The following is a 17,636-nucleotide window of genomic DNA, read 5'->3' as shown; positions in this document are numbered from 1 at the left end:
ATCCCCGGTTGTCGCCGCCACCGGACTGATATCCATATGTGCACTGGCACTGAAGACAGCGGACAGGTTCCCGCAAGAGCAGGCGGGCGGTATCTCCCGTTTCATTCCAGCCGAACAGGACGCAGGCTTCGTCACCGGCAATCAGCAATACGACCGGCAACAAAAAAGGCGGCCGCAGCCGCCTTTTCCTGATCTGTGCGGGATCAGGCGATCAACGGCACGATCAGCAGCGCGACCAGGTTGATGATCTTGATCAGCGGATTGATCGCAGGGCCTGCCGTGTCCTTGTACGGGTCGCCAACGGTATCGCCGGTCACGGCTGCCTTGTGGGCATCGGAACCCTTGCCACCGAAATGGCCGTCCTCGATGTACTTCTTGGCATTGTCCCAGGCGCCGCCACCCGTCGTCATCGAAATGGCGACGAACAGGCCGGTGACGATGGTGCCGACGAGCAGGCCGCCGAGTGCCTGCGGACCAAGCACCAAGCCGACGACGATGGGTGCGGCAATCGGCAGGATCGACGGAAGCATCATTTCCTTGATCGCTGCCACGGTCAGCATGTCGACCGCACGCGAATAGTCAGGTTTGCCCGTGCCATCCATGATGCCCTTGATTTCCTTGAACTGGCGACGCACTTCGACGACCACCGCGCCGGCGGAACGGCCCACTGCCTCCATCGCCATGGCGGCGAACAGGAAGGGGATCAGACCGCCGAGGAAGAGGCCGATGATAACCATGTGGTTCGACAGGTCGAAAGTGATGTCCTTGAGACCGGCAGCTTCCAGACCATGGGTGTAGTCGGCAAAGAGCACCAGTGCGGCGAGACCGGCGGAGCCGATGGCGTAGCCCTTGGTGACCGCCTTGGTGGTGTTGCCGACGGCATCCAGCGGATCGGTCACATCACGCACAGCTTTCGGTAGACCCGCCATTTCCGCGATACCCCCAGCGTTGTCGGTGATCGGACCGTAGGCGTCAAGGGCGACGACGATACCGGCCATCGAAAGCATCGAGGTGGCGGCGATGGCGATCCCGAACAGGCCGCCCATGGCGAACGCCGCATAGATCGCGGCGCACACCGAAATTACCGGCAAGGCGGTTGCCTTCATCGAAATGCCGATGCCGGCGATGATGTTCGTCGCGTGACCTGTCTGGCAAGCGGCGGCGACATGCTTGACCGGCCCATATTCGGTACCTGTGTAGTACTCGGTGATCCACACCAGCGCGGCGGTCAGCACCAGACCGACGACGGAACAGCCGAACATCGACATCGTCGTGATCTTGGCAGCCGGATCGCCGGCGCCGATCAGCCACGAGGTGACCGGATAATAGGCCGCGAGTGCCAGCACCGCAGCGACGATCAGGCCGCGATAAAGCGCCGACATGATCTTGCCACCATCGGTTGCCTTGACGAAATAGCAGCCAATGATCGAGGCGATGATCGACACGCCGCCAAGCGCCAGCGGATAGAGAACCAGATTCTCGCCGAGGCCCGGGAAGGACTGGATCGTCAGTGCCGCCAGAACCATCGTCGCGACCACGGTGACCGCGTAGGTCTCGAACAGGTCAGCAGCCATGCCGGCACAGTCGCCGACGTTGTCGCCAACGTTGTCGGCGATAACCGCCGGGTTGCGCGGATCGTCTTCCGGGATGCCGGCCTCGACCTTGCCCACCAGGTCGGCGCCGACGTCAGCACCCTTGGTGAAGATGCCGCCGCCGAGTCGGGCGAAGATCGAGATCAGCGAGGAGCCGAACGCGAGGCCGATCAGCGGTTCGATCACATGATGCAGATCGGCGGTTCCGGTTCCACCTACGGATCTAAGATAGGCGTAGTAACCGGCAACACCGAGCAGGCCGAGACCGACGACCAGCATGCCGGTGATGGCGCCGCCCTTGAAGGCCACGTCCAGTGCTGCGGCAATGCCGCCACGGGCAGCCTCGGCAGTGCGTACATTGGCACGCACCGAGACGTTCATCCCGATAAAGCCGGCTGCACCGGAGAGGACCGCGCCGATCAGGAAGCCGATGGCGGTCAGCCAGCCCAGCTTCGGCACGAAGCCGATGACCAGAAAAAGAATCACCCCGACGATGGCGATGGTCTTGTATTGCCGGTTGAGGTAGGCCGAAGCCCCCTCCTGAATTGCCTTGGCAATCTCCTGCATGCGCGCGTTGCCTGGCGACAACGCAAGAATCTGCCGGCTGGAAATCCAGCCGTACAGTACCGCGATTACGGCGCAGGCAAGCGCCAATATTAGAGCTTGAGACATTAAACCCCCTCCTTTGACTAACGGACAACAAAAAATCAGATGTTGAACGGCCCCAGCATTTTGGCCACGGTAACATTCTTCAGTCGAACATAATCGGGCAACCCGTTGCGGAAAGGTGGCGGATCCTCGCCCTCGATCAGCGGCTGCAAATAGGTCCTGCAGGAATCGGTGATGTGGAAGCCGTCGCTGCTGATGAACTCAGCCGGCATCTTGCGTTCCACGTTGGCGATGTCCTTGAGCGGAGCATCGCCGATTTCCCAGCGATACGGCACATCCGCGAGACGTCTGATCGTCGGCATCACGGCGTTTTTGCCCTGCAAAGCCAGGTTGACCGCAGCAACCCCCAGCGCATACGCCTGCTCGACATCGGTGCGCGACGCCAGATGGCGGGCCGAACGCTGCAGGTAGTCGGCCAGTGCCCAGTGATACTTATGGCCGAGGCGGTCCTTGACCAGTTGGGCGACCACCTGACCGACACCGCCCAGTTGCGAATGGCCGAAAGCATCCTTGGTTCCCGAGTCTGCGATCAACTTGCCCGAGGCGTCGGCCAGTCCTTCGGAAACGGCCACCGTGCAATAACCGTATTGCGCGACGCACTCTTCAACACGGACCAGGTATCGCTCCGGATCGAAGGGCACTTCCGGAAACAGCAGGATGTGCGGCGGTTCACCGGCATTTTCCGAAGCCAGGCCGCAGGCGGCGGTAATCCAGCCAGCATGGCGACCCATTACTTCGAGGACGAAAATCTTGGTCGATGTGCGCGCCATCGACGCTACGTCATACCCGGCTTCGCGCATCGAGGTGGCCACATACTTGGCCACCGACCCGAAGCCGGGGCAGCAGTCGGTCAGCGGCAGATCATTATCGACCGTCTTCGGCACACCCACGCAAACCACCGGGTAACCCAGCTTCTCGGAAATCTGCGAAATCTTCCAGGCGGTGTCCATCGAATCGTTGCCACCGTTGTAGAAGAAATAACCGATGTCGTGGGCCTTGAAGACCTCGATCAGGCGCTCGTACTGGGCGCGATGTTCCTCCAGGCTTTTCAGCTTGTAGCGGCAGGAACCGAAAGCGCCGGCCGGCGTCGACCGCAGGCGCGCGATATCCGCATCGGATTCGAGACTGGTATCGATCAGGTCCTCGGTCAGCGCGCCGATGATCCCGTCGCGGCCGGCAAGAACCTTGCCGATGCGCTCGGGATGACGACGCGCTTCCTGGATCAGGCCGCACGCCGTCGCATTGATGACGGCGGTGACGCCACCGGACTGCGCGTAGAAGGCGTTCCTGATCGCCATGGCTTACTTGAGCGCCTCGAAGACGCCCGCGGTGATGCCGTCGACACTGCCGACACCGGACACTTTCCTGACCTTCGGCGCGCCGGCATCGCCGGTGGCCGACCACGCGCTGTAAAAGTCGACCAGCGGCTTGGTCTGCGAATGATAAATCTCGAGGCGCTTCCTGACCGTGTCCTCCTTGTCGTCATCGCGCTGAACCAGGTCTTCGCCGGTCACATCGTCCTTGCCCTCGACCTTGGGCGGATTGAACTTGACGTGGTAGGTGCGACCGGAGGCCAGGTGCGCGCGCCGACCGGCCATGCGCTCGATGATGTCGCCATTGGGCACGTCGATCTCGAGCACGAACTCGATCGGTACGCCGGCATCCTTCATCGCCTGTGCCTGTGGAATGGTGCGTGGGAAGCCGTCGAACAGGTAGCCGTTCGTGCAGTCGTCCTGGGTCAGGCGATCCTTGACCATGCCGATGATCACGGCGTCCGGCACCAGGCCGCCGGCATCCATGTGCTTTTTAGCCTCGAGACCTAGCGCTGTGCCGGCTTTGACCTGAGCACGCAACATATCGCCGGTGGAAATCTGGGGGATGCCAAATTGCTTGGAGATAAAAGTGGCTTGCGTACCCTTGCCGGCGCCGGGTGCGCCCAACAGAATCAACTTCATGAAATGTCCCTCGTTCTTGTGTTGCGAAAAAGTGCTTTTCTTGCCGGCGTTATCTGGGGCCGTTCCACACGGCCGCAAAATTAACCGTTATTTCCGGCCCGGTCAAACAGTTTGCGCATTCGCTCGGCGTCTTCGGGCGTATCGACACCTGGCGCCGGGGCCGCGTCAACCAGCGCGACGCTGATCCGATAACCGTGCCACAGGGCGCGCAACTGCTCCAGTGCCTCGAATTTTTCGGTGGGTGCTGCGGTCAACCTGGCATAAGCCTTCAAAAAGCTCGCCCGGTAGGCATAGAGCCCGACATGGCGATAAGCCGGAAAGTCCGCCGGCAGCGTTTCGCCCCCCTGCTCCCGTGCGAAATGGTCACGGGCATAGGGTATCGGCGCCCGGGAGAAATAGGCGGCATCGCCATCAGCCCGGCACACGACCTTGACCACATTCGGATTGAAGAAATCGCCCGCATCGACGATCGGATGCGCAACCGTGGCGATGTCGGCACCGCTTGCCGCCAGTTGGCGCGCCGTCCGGACGATAATTTCCGGCTCGATCAGCGGCTCATCGCCCTGGACATTGACGACGATCGTATCGCCATGCCAGCCGCGCCGTACGACGACCTCGGCCAGACGGTCGGTGCCGGTCGCGTGGTCGCCGCGCGTCATCAGCGCGGCCACCTCATGCGCCTCGGCGGCAGCCCAGACGTCGGGATGATCGGTCGCCACCCAGACCTCTTCCGCACCCGACAGCCGCGCACGCTCGGCGACGCGCACGACCATCGGCCTGCCGCCAAGATCGAGCAGCGGTTTGGCCGGCAGGCGCGTCGACGCGTAGCGCGCCGGAATGACCACCTTGAATGCAACACCCGGCACGGCTACTCTTCCGTCGGCAACTGGCGCGCCTCGTCCTCGAGCATGATCGGGATGTCGTCGCGGATCGGATAGGCCAGCCTGCACGGCTTGCAGACCAGTTCCTTTTCGGCCTTGCGGTGTTCGAGGTTGCCCTTGCAGATCGGGCAGACGAGGATATCAAGCAGCCTGGCGTCCACGGAGTTTCTCCAGAATGAGGTCAACAAGTGCCGGCGCAAGCTCGGCGTCTACCGGCAAAACCCAGGTTTCGCCAGCCGTCAGTCCGACGCATTTTACCGCATCCTTCTCGGTCATCATCAGCACGCCGTTACTCGCGAAGGCCAGATCGGACGCGCAGTAGGCGTGATGATCGGGAAACGGGTGATGCGTGCAACTCAACCCCAAAGCCTCCAAAGTCCGGAAGAAGCGCCCTGGATCGCCGATGCCGGCCAGCGCATGCAGTCGGCGCCCGGCGAGATCGCCGGCAGCGCAAACTTGCCGCGGATCGTCGAGGCGGTAGAACGCGCCAGGCTGCAGGCGCATGTCGAAACGCGGCAGCGCCGCCGGAATCCGCTCATCGGGCAGACCATTGCAGACCACGGCGGCGACTCCGGCCAGCCGTGCCAGCGGCTCGCGCAGCGGCCCGGCGGGCAGACACCAGCCGTTGCCGGCGCCGCGACCGTCGAAGACCGCCAGTTCGACGTCGCGCGCCAGCCGGTAGTGTTGCAGACCATCGTCGCAAAGGATGACGTTCACCTCTGGGCTGGCTGCCAGCAGGGCGCGTCCGGCCGCCACCCGGTCGTTCCCGACCCACACCGGCACGCCGCTGCGCCGGCGGAGCAGTATCGGCTCGTCGCCGACCTCAGCCGGCAGCGAGCCGCCGGTCACCGGACGCGCCCCCGCCTGGTCGCTGCCATAGCCGCGGCTGACGATGCCCGGGCGCCAGCCGCGCGTGCGCAACTGCCCGGCCAGCCAGATCGTCAGTGGCGTCTTGCCGGCCCCGCCGACGGTGAGGTTACCGACCACGATCACCGGCACCGGCAGGCGCTCGGGTCGCGCCCGCGCCCGGTTGGCCGCGGCCAGCGCGGAATAGACCGCGGCCAGCGGCGCCAGAAGCCACAACGCCGGCGGAAGCCGGCGTTGTGCGAACCATTGACGCTGCAACCAGCGAGCCAGCATCAGCGGGGGGCTTGGGTGGCGAACGAGATGTGCGGGAAGCCGGCTGCCTGGGCGCCCTGCATGACGTCGATGACGCTCTGGTGCGTCGCCTTGGCATCGGCGTTGATGACGATGATCGGGTCCGGGCGCGAGCCCGCGGCGCGGCGCAAGGCATCGGCAATGCTCTTGGCATCGGTTGCGGTCAACGGCGATTTATTGACCAAAATCTGCCCGCTCGCCGTCACCGCCACATCGACCTCGTTGGGTTGCTCGGCCTGCTTGCTGGCATCCGCCGTAGGCAGGTTGATCTCGAGGCCGGAAAACTTCGAATAGGTCGTCGTCAGCATCAGAAAGATGATGATGACCAGCAGCACATCGATCATCGGGATCAGATTGATTTCCGGCTCTTCCTGGCCGCGTCCGCGCTGAAAATTCATCGCTTACTTCCGCTCACCGTGCGTGTATTCGACCAGACGGACTGCCTGCTGCTCCATCTCGACGACGAAACTGTCGACTAGCGCCCGGAAATGTCGCCAGAAGATCAGGCTGGGAATCGCGATGAAGATGCCGAACCCCGTGTTGTACAGCGCAACCGAGATGCCGTGTGCCAGTTGCATGGGATTGGTGCCGGTCGGCGCCTGCGACCCGAAAATCTCGATCATGCCAATCACGGTACCGAACAGGCCCATCAGCGGGCTGATCGAGGCAATCGTACCGAGCGTCGTCAGATAGCGGTTGAGCTCATGCGCAACGGCGCTGCCCGCTTCCTCGATCGATTCCTTCATGACCTCGCGCGACATTCCAACGTTGCGCAAGCCGGCGGCCAGCACGCGACCGAGGGGCGAATGCCGGTCCAGTTCCTCGAGCATGCGATCGTTGTTGGCGCCCGCCTTGAATTCACCGACAGCGCGCTGCAGCAGGCCGGTCGGCACAACCTTGGAACGGCGCAAGGCAACCAGGCGTTCGATGATCAGCGCAACGGAAATGATCGAAGCCAGCAACAATGGCCAGATGGGCCAACCAGCGGCCTGAATGATGGCAAACACTCTGAATCCTCGCTTGTCTGATAACCTGTCATTCTGCCTTTCCCCCCGCCGGTCGGCAAGCCCCGTAAACCGCCATTGTCGGTGCTTATCCCCAAAAATTGTGGATAAGTCTGTGTATCAACTGTCATCAAGCACTCCGAATTGGCACGGACAAAGGCTTTCACCTGCATTGCCAAAAAATGGGGCACCAAAACACATCCCATACAAATCAATATGTTATGAAATTTCCCGGCACTGTTCAGGCAAGCATGCCGGCCATCGGCGGGTTACAATGCCCACCATGCCCGACCACTACCCGCCTCTCCCCGCCAATCCGGTGCTCAGCGTCTCGGGCCTCAATCGTCTGGTTCGCGGCTGCCTGGAAGCGGCATTTCCGTTGACCTGGGTCGGCGGTGAAATCTCGAATCTGACCTTTGCCGCCTCCGGACACGTCTATTTTTCCCTGAAGGACGCCAATGCCCAGGTGCGCTGCGTGATGTGGCGCAACCGCGCCCAGTTGCTCGGCTGGCGTCCGGAAAACGGCCAGCAGATCGAAGCGCGGGTATTGGTCTCGTTCTACGAATCACGCGGCGAGTTTCAGCTCAACGTCGAAACAATCCGCCGCGCCGGCCAGGGTGATCTCTTCGAGCGCTTCCTCCGCCTCAAGGCCCACCTCGAAGCCGAAGGACTGTTCGCCGCCGAAATCAAGCGCCTGCTCCCCGAACACCCGCAGGCGCTGGCCATCGTCACCAGCCTGCAGGCGGCCGCCCTGCGCGACGTGCTGACCACCCTGCGGCGGCGGGCGCCGCATGTCCGCATCGATCTCTACCCGACCCCGGTCCAGGGCGAGGACGCCGCCGAAAAAATCGCCACCGCGCTGCAACTCGCCGGCGCCGGCGACTGCGATGCGATCATCCTGTGTCGGGGCGGTGGCAGCATCGAGGATCTGTGGTCGTTCAACGAGGAAGTCGTGGCGCGCGCCATCCGCGCCAGTCGGCTCCCCGTGGTTGCCGGCATCGGCCATGAAACCGACTTCACCATCGCCGACTTCGCCGCCGACCTGCGCGCGGCGACGCCGACCGCCGCCGCCGAGATCCTCAGCCCGGACCGCGATGCCCTGCTCGCCGACCTGCAGCAGTTCCGGCGCCGCATTACCCGCCAATTCGCGCACGGCCTCGCCGAGCGCGCCCAGCAACTCGACTGGCTTGCCGCCCGCCTGACTCACCCGGCCGAGCCCCTGCGTCAGCAGCGGGAAAATATCGCCCGACTCGGCACGCAACTCGCCCGGGCACGCAACAATCAGATCGGATTCCGGCGGCAAGCCCTCGATACCCTGGCCCATCGCCTGCACAGCGCCCGGCCCCGGCCGGAACACGCCCGCGACAGCCTCAGGCATCTGCACCACCGGATCGACCACGCCATCCGCCAGCAATTAACTGGCGTCGCCGGGAAACTAATTGCGTACGGGGCAAGTCTGAATCAGCTTGATCCCAAGGCCGTTCTCGAGCGCGGCTATGCGCTGGCTATCGGGCCCGACGGACGCGCGATTCGCGATGCGGCTGCACTGAGTCCAGGCGACGCGTTCAGGCTCGGTTTTGCCCGCGGTTCGGCAGATGTCACCGTCAATCAGGTTGTCGTCGCCCCCAAAGCTGACTAGAATTTTCGTTGCACCCCTCAATTCACCGGAGAACACAAATGGAACACCAACTGCCCGCGCTGCCCTTCGCCAAGGACGCCCTCGCCCCGCACATGTCGGCCGAGACCTTCGATTACCACTACAGCAAGCATCATCAGGCCTATGTGACCAACCTCAACAACCTGATCAAGGGCACCGAATACGAGAACCTCGCCCTCGAAGCGATCGTCAAAAAGGCGCCGGCCGGCGGCGTGTACAACAACGCCGCCCAGGTCTGGAACCACACATTCTTCTGGAACTGCCTGACGCCGAGCGGTGGTGGTGCTCCCGCCGGCGCCCTGGCTGCAGCCATTGATGCCAAATGGGGTTCGCTCGACGCCTTCAAGGCCGCTTTCCAGACTTCCGCTGTCGGCAACTTTGGTTCCGGCTGGACCTGGCTGGTCAAGAGGGCCGACGGCTCCGTCGACATTGTCAACATGGGCGCCGCCGGCACCCCGCTGACGACCGGCGACAAGGCCCTGCTCTGCATCGACGTCTGGGAACACGCCTACTACATCGACTACCGCAACCTGCGCCCGAAGTTCGTCGAGACCTTCCTGAACAATCTGGCCAACTGGTCCTTCGCCGAAGCGAATTTCGGCTGATCTTCAGGAAACGCTGATTTATTTGGATTTCGTCATTCCGGCGCATGGTGGAATCCAGAAATTCAACCAACTGGACCCCGGCCTGCGCCGGGATGACGAATAAATCAGTGGTTCCTTAAGGCCAAGGGTCCCGTCACGACAGGATTGCCGGCAAACCAAACAAAAAGCCCTTCTGCTCTCGCATGAAGGGTTTTTTATGCCGCTACTCAACCCAGTTTTCCAGCGGCAAGCCCTTGACCCGTGAAAACTTCCGCGTGTTATTGGTCACCAGCATGGCATTCAAACTGAGTGCATGCGCGGCAATCACGGTATCCAGGGAACCAATGGGCTGGCCAAGGTGCTCGAGATCAGCACGAAGCTCGCCGTAGGCCCAGACGGCCTTTTTGTTGAAAGGGACTATTTCCAGTGCTCGGCGGTTGCGCTCCGAACCACTCTTGGCAACTCTCGCTTGGCAAGCAAAAGGTTTTATGTCCCCTGATACAAGCCGACATCGACATATACAACGTCGATCCGCACGCTGACGTCCAGGCAATCGAGCCGAAACTCGCCTTCCTCGACGTACTCGGCTTGCCATTCGTTCGCCCGGCGATAAATCTCCACCCGCCGGACATCTTGCGCGACCAGCAGGTACTCCTTGAGGCTCGGCAAGGTCTGGTAAGCGAGCATTTTCTCGCGCCGGTCAATACGCTCGGTAGACTCAGAAAGCACCTCCACGATCAGGCAGGGGGTGCTGCAGTAAAACGGCTCGCGGTCGGCCGGGTTGCAGGAAATCAAGATATCCGGGTAATAAAACACCGGTTTTCCGGCAATGCCAAGCCGCAGTTTCATGTCCGAGGTGAACAACTGACAAGCCATGCGGCGCACGGCGGGCGTCAACACAAACGCCAGCGCGTTCACGATCAGGGCATGCGCTCGGCTGGCGCCGCCCATGGCGTAGACTTCACCGTCAATATACTCATGGCGGATGTCGCTGTGCAATTCCCCTTCGAGATACTCCTCGACGGAAAGCGCGGTTTTCCTGGCGGAGATGGGGGGCATCGCTGGTTTCCTCGGTAATGACTCTTGGAGTAGTGTAAACCCGAACGGCCGCCGCAATCCCGCCAAATCGCCCCCTTTAACCTGAAAACCTCAGTTGGATGCGCTCCGGCGAAATCACCGGTCACGATGCCGCGAAATGCGCACACAAACGGGCGTAAAAGGTGAAAATTGGCCTTTTCAAGGCGTCGACCGCAACAAGTGGTATCTTTTCACTTGGCGGTTGCTGCAACACAGTAGAAGAGCCAATTTCATCTAAAGGCAGCAAATTCGCCCGCAGTGTCCGCTTTTTATGAAGGAGACTCGCAAGCAATGAAGCCGTCCCAAGCCCTCGCCTCTCACCGGGATGCTATCCGCCACGTGGTGGAGTCGCATCGCGCCGGCAATGCCCGCGTCTTCGGATCGGTCGTTCGCGGAGACGATACCGAGGATAGCGATCTCGACATCCTGATTGACCCCACCCCGGAAACGACGCTGCTCGACATTGGCGCGATCCGGCACGAATTGCTCCAACTGCTTGGCGTGCCGGTCGATGTGCTGACGCCAAAGGCGCTACCCGAGAAGTTCCGGGCGACAGTACTCGCTGAGGCGATACCAGTATGAACCGCGACAAGCAACGACTGCCCGACTAGAGAGTCCAAGTTCACCCGCGGAGCAAACCATGAGACTCACCCCTTCACAAATTGAGGGCATCCGCCACGCCGCCCAATCAGTTCTCGGTCCGCAGGTTTCCATCAAGCTCTTCGGATCGCGCGTCAGAAACGATCTGAAGGGCGGCGACATTGACCTTCTATTCGAAACTGAGCACATGGTGGCCAACCGGGCGCAGGCCATTTGCAGCATTCAGGGCGTACTCATGCGAACGCTGGGAGATCGCAAAATCGATATCCTGCTTAAAGACCCGCGCACGCCCGACGCCCCCATCTTCGAAATAGCCAGACGGACAGGAGTGATTCATTGAGCCGCGCCTATCTCCCGGAATATGCCGAAAATGCAAGGCTGGCGCTTGAAGTTGCTGAAAATGAAACATCGCGTCTTGCATACTCCCACCGCACGCTTTATGCCCACGCCATTGACCGACAATGGGTCGAGGCACTGAACCAACGCGACGACCTGTCGGAGAAAATCGATGCCTTCGTCGGCAGATTCGGTAGGTTGCAGGACCATATTGGCGAAAAGCTCATTCCGCGCTTTGCCGCTCTCCTAAGTGGTATCGTTCCACTCGGCAGTTGTCGCAGCCCCTACAGGGCCGATTTCATCTGCAGTCTGCGCGACGATAGCGATCCTGGACACTTGCTGAGAAAATAAGCCCGAATGTTGGTCAAGTTACCTCCAATCAACAATTGATACAGAAGACAATAATGCGCGTCGTCGGCCATCGCAAGAAACGCCCGATAAGCTTCTCGGCATCGCCATTGCTTCTGGAAGAAGGCGCCAAATTCAACGATGAAATCCACCGCATGCCATCGGGAGACAATACGGCCATTCTCAAGGGCGTCTACCACTTTCTCTCTCACGAGGAAGCAAACCGCCACCAGAACGACTGCCTGATTGCCTCGATCACCCAAATCGCTCGCCAAAAATACTGATGGACGAATTCAGCCGACCCGCAACGCTTGAAGACCTCAAAGTATTGATCAGCGCCCTCAACAAGCACCAGGTCGATTACCTGCTGATCGGCGGTTATGCCCTTTTTGCTCACGGCTATCACCGTGCAACCACCGATATCCACTTGCTGGTTCCCGCCACGCGCGATTCTGGCGAGCGAATCAAGCAAGCCCTGATGATCTTGCCCGACCAGGCCGCCAGGGATATCGACCCGGCGTGGTTCGAAGAAGGCGAAAACATCCGGGTCGCCGACGCTTTCGTGGTCGACATCATGATGAACGCCTGTGGCGAGACATTCGAGACCCTCAGTCAATTTACCGAAGTCGTCGATCTCGACGGGCTACCGATCCGGACCATCAACCTCGAAGGCCTGTTGCTGACAAAGCAAACCATGCGCGACAAGGACATCGCGGACCGCATCGTGCTGGAAAGGGCGCTCCTCGCACTGCAAGAAATACCCCGAAGCCGCCCACAGGATTGAACTAACGAGTCAGTATTACCGGCCACACATCTCAAACACCCCAGCCATTTTTGGCAAAGTCGTTAAACCTTCCACAAATTGAAAATCTGCTACGTCCTTTCCTATCGCGCACCGAATTACATTCGGACCCGCAGCATCCTCCGGGCGCTTCGAAATATCGCCGACATCGAGGTTTTTGAGGCAATAAACGAAAGCACCAATGCCTCCAGATACTATGAGACATTTTGGAAAACGCGCGAAATCAAGGAAAGGTTCAATCCCGACGTCTATCTCTTAGGGTTCCGTGGCCATGAGTTCTATTGGCCCTTGCGTCATCTCGTGGGCAAGAAGCCCATTATTCTGGATGCCCTGATGTCGCCATATGCTTCGCTTAGCAACGAACGAAAACACGGCGCATTGGGAGCCATAGGTGCATCATGGTGGCGACTCATCGAACAGAGCATCCTGAACGACGCAAATTTATTGCTGACAGACACGTCGGCACATGGTCAATTCTATGAACAGGAATTTGCCCTGCCACCGCACAAACTTCTATCTCTGCCCGTTGGTGCCGAGGAACGCGAACCCGGCTCCGCGCCTGCAAAACAGCCAACGCCTCAGATGACCGCCCTGTTCTACGGGTCATTTCTGCCATTGCACGGCATTGATGTAATTCTGGAAGCTGCTTCCAGGCTCCGAGACCTGCCAATCCGTTTCGACTTCATCGGCGGAGATTCCAGACAAACCAGCAAACTCGTAACCACTTGCGCGAAGCTGGGGATTACCCGATACACACACCGGGAGTGGATGGAATTCGACGAACTGATCAACACGGCGATTCCCAACGCCGACATTTGTCTCGGTGGCCCCTTTGGAAATACCGATCAGGCCCGGCGCGTCATAACAGGAAAGACCTCCCAATGTCTGGCGCTGGGCAAGCCAACAATAATTGGCGAAATTGATGAAAAATACGGTTTTATCGACAAACAAAACTGTCTCCTGGTCCCACAAGGTAATCCCGAAGCTCTCGCGGAAGCGCTCCGATGGGGGCACAACCACCAAGAACAACTGGCAATGATTGGCGAACGGGGGCGCGGTATCTATTCCGAAAAACTCTCCATCAGGGTAATTGGCAACCTTCTTGACCAGGCGATTTCTGATCTGGTTCCGAATAAATGACCGCTCCCCCTTCGATAGAAATTCTCCCGGGTAACTCCCCGGCTGTTTCACCCCTGATCAGCATCTGCATCCCCAATTACAACGGCTCAGAATATATAGGGCAGTGCATTCGCTCGGTTCTCGCCCAGGAGCACGACTGCGAAATAGAAATCGTGCTGCACGACGATGCCTCAACAGACAACTCGCTCGACATCATCCGGGAACAATTCCCCGAAGTGCATGTGCTTGCCAGCAAGACCAACGCCGGATTCTGTATCAGCAACAACCGGATGGTCGACTACGCACGCGGGAAGTACATTCTGCTGCTCAACAACGACGCCATTCTTCGCCCCGGAAGCCTGCTTGCGTTTCTGCTCGAAGCCAAGGCCGCCGCTATACCCGGGATCATTGGGCTTCCCCAACATTCGCTTGTTGACGGCGCGCTCGTCGATCGCGGCTACGAATTCGACCTGTTCATGAATCCGATTCCTGCCTTTATTCCCGGCCGGCAAGAAGTTGCATCTGTTACCGGCGCCTGCCTTTGGATACCACGCAAAGTATGGGATGAGATTGGAGGCTTCCCCGACTGGTTCGGATCGGTTGCCGAAGATGTCTACCTATGCCACGCCGCCAGATTGCTCGGATATCCAGTCGTAGTCCTGGACGCCCCCGGTTTCGACCATTGGATAGGGCGAAACCTCGGCGGCGGAAAAGTTATGGAGAATAGGCTGGTATCCACCACTCGCCGCCGCGCCCTGAGCGAGCGAAACAAGACATGGGTAATGATGATTTTTTATCCATTGCCTGTGCTTCTATTCGTCTTGCCACTACATTTAGCGCTACTTGCTACAGAGGCGGTCGCCCTTCTGTTGACAGGCACACCATGGGGCATGGTTAGGACCATCTATCTTTTGCTGCCATCTAATTTATTAGGTGGCCTGGCACGTGTCATAGACACTAGGCGCCATATCCAGAGTCGCCGACTTATCGGATTTGCAGATTACTTACGCCGTTTCCGCCTCTTGCCTTGGAAACTTGTCATGCTGCTGAGATACGGAATGCCAAAATTGACGTAGTTCTATCTTGAAGCATCTGCTCAGTCTTCCTTGTAAGGCCCCATTCGGTTCCTCAAGCCATGCCAAACACCCTTGATGGCAAACAGGAAGTACTTCGAATTTTGCTGCTTGGAATAAAATGTGTGGGCATACACGATACCCAACCAATACCATGTGTTACGCACCTTCCAGCGGAAATCAATAAAATTGAGTTTCCAAAGTGCCACGAAATTCCGGAGACGATAGTAAACACGTAGTGGGCTATAGGCACTCTCGTAGCGCCAACGCAGATACCACACTCGTAGCGGCGCCTCCCCCATGCGCTGATACATGGTTGCCCAACCCGTACCAAATAAGTGATAGCCTTTCCAACGCGCACGATGACACCATTCGATATCTACATGGTCAATAAAAAAATCCTCGCGCATCGGCCCAACAACCCGTATTACATCGCCCGGAATTAGCGCACCAGAGGTAATCAGCGTTAACGCTTCGACATGCGGCTCATCCATAGTAGGTGCTTGATGTCCGTAGAAAAAGCGGCCCGGTAATTGCGCCTGAAAGGGATAGGTTAGCGCCGTATGCAGATCAGTGAACGTCGGCCCGACAGCGCCCACTCGCATGCCGAGGGCTGAGAGTTCCGTGTACGCTCGAATAAGCCTTGGTACCATATCATCAGCAGGCAGACTATCCTGGTCGCTCAATAGGATGAAGTCCGCGCCTGCCGCCAAAGCAATGTCAAGCCCAACATTGATGGCGCGTGCAATACCCAAGTTCTCTCTCAACCGCACAAGTTGACAACGCTCTGGAGTTCCCTGCGCCGCAAGTAATGTATCCAACAACGGGTTCTCATCTCCCGGCGTATTGTCCACCACAATGACACGAGTAACCTGTGCCAACAGGCTCCTGAGCAAGGGCTCAAACGTCTTGTTCTCATGGAAGTAGGTAACGACAACAGCAAAAACTCTACTCATCATTAATATATTGATCTCAAATGAACAAAGCGCCTCGTGTCATGGCTTATTTAACGCCAAAAACCCTCTCAAGCCAAATAACTTTCTACGAATAATATTAGAAAAGTGGCGCCAATAAGCTTTCATTCTATTAGAATAGTTAAATGTTACACGATCGGATAAATACCAACGGATATTGATCTCAATTTTTCTCTTAGCTATGCCACGAACTAGCGATTGAAAATCCGATTCAATCTCAACAAATAATTTAAAATCATCAGCATCCAACTTCACACCAACTGCCTGCCCAATTGCCGATATCAGGCGGATTCCTGATCTCTGTCTCAAGGGAGTAGCGCAATATCTCCAGGAGTCAACTTTCATGATGAAATGGTAGATTGCTCTAATAACCACCACATTCAAGGGAACATGATCTTTCCAGACCCACTCCCTGTCTACTACCATACACCCTTCCGCAACCATATAGACATTTGACCATATCGTGTCTATATGCCCCCCATCTAAAACTCTGGCTCCGTTTATCATTATTAAATTCTTCTCGAGATACTCAAGCCATGGTTTGCATGGCGAAAATATCTCATCAAGCGACAGACCTTGTCTACGCGCTCGAAATGATATTGCGGTAAATATGGAAGCTTGATCAACCCAGGGAGAATCACAGTCAACCATCTTAAGATTTTCAAGCTCATTGCCTCCAATTGACCATCTAGAAGTTTTGGACACGACCGAGCTCTTATTTGAAGTGAACAGGACCTTCGTTTTCGTTGAAAACAACTTCCTGCGCCCTGACGAAAACATGATCGCTCTCTGGTCAAACTGCAAACGATCAGGCTTACCCTTGCCAGCAACAACCAAGAACGAATTGGAGAAGAAATCGAGAGCTTTATTTTTTGAAAGTTCATGAATTACTGAATATTCATCCCATAGACTCTGATTTGACGGGCCATTACGCGACTCAACTTGGGAAATGATTTCTCCGGCCTTCCCTGAAAGCATAAACTCCTCGTTAACTATGCAACTCGGCAATTTATAATCCGGAAATGGGTAGTAGAACTGAACATTTTCAAAGTGCTTTTTAAGATTATTCTCAAGCTCCGTTTTACCAAATGTACGCACACCCTCAGAGATACGATGGTATCCCTCCAATCCAACAAATCTCTTACCAAGATGATCCTCTTGAGCACCGTTAAAGTATTTTAGACCAAATTGGTTTTCTATGGCGAGAACCAATATGCCACCCGGTGCAAGTATACTATTTAAATACGCAAGTACCGCATCGTATGGATTGGGACCCCCAACAAACGAACCGGAATATTCGTAGACACCTATACAAAACACAATATCAAACTTCTTGGAAAACTTAATTTCCTGAAACGGCCCGCATACGACCGAAACCGATTCAAGATCTCGTGTCCGAAGCCTCGCTATTCGAGCACGACTTATACTTCCCTCTATCGAAATAACTTGTTCGAATGTCTCGCCAAGAAAGCGGGTAATGGCACCACACCCACACCCTACTTCAAGCACAGACATTGAGCGCTCAAAATTAAACCCAGAAAGTAATTGAGCCCGTTTGGATGACAAATGATATTCACTAATCCAGTCTCTGATAGAGGCTTCTAGCTCCTCCGAACTACTGGAAAGGTCTACCGCCTCCCTTAAAACCTCTTCAAGGTAATGCTCTGACTCCGTACCATCTGAGTATGAAAACCCCTCGTGGCCTTGTAACAGCCACACAGAGGAACCATCAATAACCAACTCATTATCTATAAACTTTTTCGACTGCATCGATTTCTCTCAATAGAGCCTCTTGCAAAACCAAATA

The 17,636-nt window shown here is 57.7% G+C and carries 21 protein-coding genes; 9 read left to right on the top strand and 12 right to left on the bottom strand.

The window, feature by feature from the left end; translation table 11 throughout:
* Positions 1-203: 203 nt before the first annotated feature.
* The 8 genes from IPP03_18420 to IPP03_18385 form a co-directional block, all read right to left on the bottom strand.
* Positions 204-2,264 (bottom strand): sodium-translocating pyrophosphatase, encoded by a 2,061-nt coding sequence (locus IPP03_18420; protein MBL0354524.1) that lies wholly within the window; start codon positions 2,262-2,264, stop codon positions 204-206.
* A 35-nt stretch (positions 2,265-2,299) separates the two neighbouring features.
* The gene (locus tag IPP03_18415) at positions 2,300-3,559 is read right to left on the bottom strand and encodes a 6-phosphofructokinase (GenBank protein MBL0354523.1); all 1,260 of its coding nucleotides are present in this window, start codon (positions 3,557-3,559) and stop codon (positions 2,300-2,302) included.
* Positions 3,560-3,562: 3 nt separating this feature from the next.
* The gene (adk, locus tag IPP03_18410; GenBank protein ID MBL0354522.1) at positions 3,563-4,216 is read right to left on the bottom strand and encodes an adenylate kinase; all 654 of its coding nucleotides are present in this window, start codon (positions 4,214-4,216) and stop codon (positions 3,563-3,565) included.
* Positions 4,217-4,296: 80 nt separating this feature from the next.
* Entirely contained in the window at positions 4,297-5,082 is a 786-nt protein-coding gene (gene kdsB / locus IPP03_18405) for a 3-deoxy-manno-octulosonate cytidylyltransferase (GenBank protein MBL0354521.1), read from the bottom strand.
* 2 nt (positions 5,083-5,084) lie between these two features.
* Positions 5,085-5,258, bottom strand: coding sequence for a Trm112 family protein (locus tag IPP03_18400; protein ID MBL0354520.1), 174 nt, complete (start codon positions 5,256-5,258; stop codon positions 5,085-5,087).
* Complete coding sequence (locus tag IPP03_18395; protein ID MBL0354519.1) at positions 5,239-6,237, bottom strand: tetraacyldisaccharide 4'-kinase; 999 nt, start codon at positions 6,235-6,237, stop codon at positions 5,239-5,241. The genes IPP03_18400 and IPP03_18395 overlap by 20 nt, the downstream gene beginning before the upstream one ends.
* Positions 6,237-6,653: a biopolymer transporter ExbD gene (locus IPP03_18390; GenBank protein ID MBL0354518.1), complete on the bottom strand. Its 417-nt coding sequence runs from the start codon at positions 6,651-6,653 to the stop codon at positions 6,237-6,239. The genes IPP03_18395 and IPP03_18390 overlap by 1 nt, the downstream gene beginning before the upstream one ends.
* 3 nt (positions 6,654-6,656) lie before the next feature.
* Complete coding sequence (locus IPP03_18385) at positions 6,657-7,262, bottom strand: MotA/TolQ/ExbB proton channel family protein (protein ID MBL0354517.1); 606 nt, start codon at positions 7,260-7,262, stop codon at positions 6,657-6,659.
* A 271-nt stretch (positions 7,263-7,533) separates the two neighbouring features.
* Here IPP03_18385 and IPP03_18380 point away from each other — a divergent pair, with 271 nt between their 5' ends.
* Together IPP03_18380 and IPP03_18375 are read left to right on the top strand one after the other, a co-directional pair.
* Positions 7,534-8,898, top strand: coding sequence for an exodeoxyribonuclease VII large subunit (locus tag IPP03_18380; GenBank protein MBL0354516.1), 1,365 nt, complete (start codon positions 7,534-7,536; stop codon positions 8,896-8,898).
* Positions 8,899-8,936: 38 nt separating this feature from the next.
* Positions 8,937-9,521, top strand: coding sequence for a superoxide dismutase [Fe] (locus tag IPP03_18375; GenBank protein MBL0354515.1), 585 nt, complete (start codon positions 8,937-8,939; stop codon positions 9,519-9,521).
* A 202-nt stretch (positions 9,522-9,723) separates the two neighbouring features.
* Here IPP03_18375 and IPP03_18370 read toward each other — a convergent pair whose 3' ends face one another.
* Together IPP03_18370 and IPP03_18365 are read right to left on the bottom strand one after the other, a co-directional pair.
* Entirely contained in the window at positions 9,724-10,095 is a 372-nt protein-coding gene (locus IPP03_18370) for a PIN domain-containing protein (protein ID MBL0354514.1), read from the bottom strand.
* Positions 9,987-10,559, bottom strand: a complete 573-nt coding sequence (locus IPP03_18365; GenBank protein MBL0354513.1) for a Uma2 family endonuclease — start codon at positions 10,557-10,559, stop codon at positions 9,987-9,989. Before IPP03_18365 ends, IPP03_18370 begins: the two co-directional genes overlap by 109 nt.
* Positions 10,560-10,868: 309 nt before the next feature.
* On the opposite strand from IPP03_18365, the gene IPP03_18360 reads away from it, so the two are divergent.
* From IPP03_18360 to IPP03_18330, 7 genes are all read left to right on the top strand, one after another.
* The gene (locus tag IPP03_18360; GenBank protein ID MBL0354512.1) at positions 10,869-11,159 is read left to right on the top strand and encodes a nucleotidyltransferase family protein; all 291 of its coding nucleotides are present in this window, start codon (positions 10,869-10,871) and stop codon (positions 11,157-11,159) included.
* 58 nt (positions 11,160-11,217) lie between these two features.
* Positions 11,218-11,517, top strand: a complete 300-nt coding sequence (locus IPP03_18355; protein MBL0354511.1) for a nucleotidyltransferase domain-containing protein — start codon at positions 11,218-11,220, stop codon at positions 11,515-11,517.
* Entirely contained in the window at positions 11,514-11,864 is a 351-nt protein-coding gene (locus tag IPP03_18350; protein ID MBL0354510.1) for a hypothetical protein, read from the top strand. The genes IPP03_18355 and IPP03_18350 overlap by 4 nt, the downstream gene beginning before the upstream one ends.
* Positions 11,865-11,917: 53 nt before the next feature.
* Entirely contained in the window at positions 11,918-12,145 is a 228-nt protein-coding gene (locus tag IPP03_18345; protein ID MBL0354509.1) for a hypothetical protein, read from the top strand.
* A complete protein-coding gene (locus IPP03_18340; GenBank protein MBL0354508.1) occupies positions 12,145-12,645 on the top strand; it encodes a hypothetical protein in 501 nt (166 codons plus the stop codon). Before IPP03_18345 ends, IPP03_18340 begins: the two co-directional genes overlap by 1 nt.
* Before the next feature lie 78 nt (positions 12,646-12,723).
* Positions 12,724-13,803 (top strand): glycosyltransferase, encoded by a 1,080-nt coding sequence (locus tag IPP03_18335; GenBank protein MBL0354507.1) that lies wholly within the window; start codon positions 12,724-12,726, stop codon positions 13,801-13,803.
* Positions 13,800-14,858 (top strand): glycosyltransferase, encoded by a 1,059-nt coding sequence (locus IPP03_18330; GenBank protein ID MBL0354506.1) that lies wholly within the window; start codon positions 13,800-13,802, stop codon positions 14,856-14,858. The genes IPP03_18335 and IPP03_18330 overlap by 4 nt, the downstream gene beginning before the upstream one ends.
* A gap of 20 nt (positions 14,859-14,878) precedes the next feature.
* Here the strand turns inward: IPP03_18330 and IPP03_18325 are convergent, their stop codons facing one another.
* Both IPP03_18325 and IPP03_18320 read right to left on the bottom strand, forming a co-directional pair.
* A complete protein-coding gene (locus IPP03_18325; GenBank protein ID MBL0354505.1) occupies positions 14,879-15,814 on the bottom strand; it encodes a glycosyltransferase family 2 protein in 936 nt (311 codons plus the stop codon).
* A gap of 36 nt (positions 15,815-15,850) precedes the next feature.
* Positions 15,851-17,599: a class I SAM-dependent methyltransferase gene (locus tag IPP03_18320; protein MBL0354504.1), complete on the bottom strand. Its 1,749-nt coding sequence runs from the start codon at positions 17,597-17,599 to the stop codon at positions 15,851-15,853.
* Between the last annotated feature and the right edge of the window lie 37 nt (positions 17,600-17,636).

The organism is Candidatus Dechloromonas phosphoritropha (genome assembly GCA_016722705.1).
Classification (GTDB): domain Bacteria; phylum Pseudomonadota; class Gammaproteobacteria; order Burkholderiales; family Rhodocyclaceae; genus Azonexus; species Azonexus phosphoritrophus.
The sequence above is the reverse complement of the archived record's forward strand: the minus strand, read 5'-3'. Positions and strand labels throughout refer to the sequence as shown.

What these genes read in the sequence shown, in the direction of transcription:
- IPP03_18420 (MBL0354524.1), bottom strand. Translation starts at nt 2,264, where the DNA reads ATGTCTCAAGCTCTAATATTGGCGCTTGCCTGCGCCGTAATCGCGGTA.
- IPP03_18415 (MBL0354523.1), bottom strand. Translation starts at nt 3,559, where the DNA reads ATGGCGATCAGGAACGCCTTCTACGCGCAGTCCGGTGGCGTCACCGCC.
- adk (MBL0354522.1), bottom strand. Translation starts at nt 4,216, where the DNA reads ATGAAGTTGATTCTGTTGGGCGCACCCGGCGCCGGCAAGGGTACGCAA.
- IPP03_18395 (MBL0354519.1), bottom strand. Translation starts at nt 6,237, where the DNA reads ATGCTGGCTCGCTGGTTGCAGCGTCAATGGTTCGCACAACGCCGGCTT.
- IPP03_18390 (MBL0354518.1), bottom strand. Translation starts at nt 6,653, where the DNA reads ATGAATTTTCAGCGCGGACGCGGCCAGGAAGAGCCGGAAATCAATCTG.
- IPP03_18380 (MBL0354516.1), top strand. Translation starts at nt 7,534, where the DNA reads ATGCCCACCATGCCCGACCACTACCCGCCTCTCCCCGCCAATCCGGTG.
- IPP03_18375 (MBL0354515.1), top strand. Translation starts at nt 8,937, where the DNA reads ATGGAACACCAACTGCCCGCGCTGCCCTTCGCCAAGGACGCCCTCGCC.
- IPP03_18370 (MBL0354514.1), bottom strand. Translation starts at nt 10,095, where the DNA reads ATGGCAAGCCGAGTACGTCGAGGAAGGCGAGTTTCGGCTCGATTGCCT.
- IPP03_18365 (MBL0354513.1), bottom strand. Translation starts at nt 10,559, where the DNA reads ATGCCCCCCATCTCCGCCAGGAAAACCGCGCTTTCCGTCGAGGAGTAT.
- IPP03_18360 (MBL0354512.1), top strand. Translation starts at nt 10,869, where the DNA reads ATGAAGCCGTCCCAAGCCCTCGCCTCTCACCGGGATGCTATCCGCCAC.
- IPP03_18355 (MBL0354511.1), top strand. Translation starts at nt 11,218, where the DNA reads ATGAGACTCACCCCTTCACAAATTGAGGGCATCCGCCACGCCGCCCAA.
- IPP03_18345 (MBL0354509.1), top strand. Translation starts at nt 11,918, where the DNA reads ATGCGCGTCGTCGGCCATCGCAAGAAACGCCCGATAAGCTTCTCGGCA.
- IPP03_18340 (MBL0354508.1), top strand. Translation starts at nt 12,145, where the DNA reads ATGGACGAATTCAGCCGACCCGCAACGCTTGAAGACCTCAAAGTATTG.
- IPP03_18330 (MBL0354506.1), top strand. Translation starts at nt 13,800, where the DNA reads ATGACCGCTCCCCCTTCGATAGAAATTCTCCCGGGTAACTCCCCGGCT.
- IPP03_18325 (MBL0354505.1), bottom strand. Translation starts at nt 15,814, where the DNA reads ATGATGAGTAGAGTTTTTGCTGTTGTCGTTACCTACTTCCATGAGAAC.
- IPP03_18320 (MBL0354504.1), bottom strand. Translation starts at nt 17,599, where the DNA reads ATGCAGTCGAAAAAGTTTATAGATAATGAGTTGGTTATTGATGGTTCC.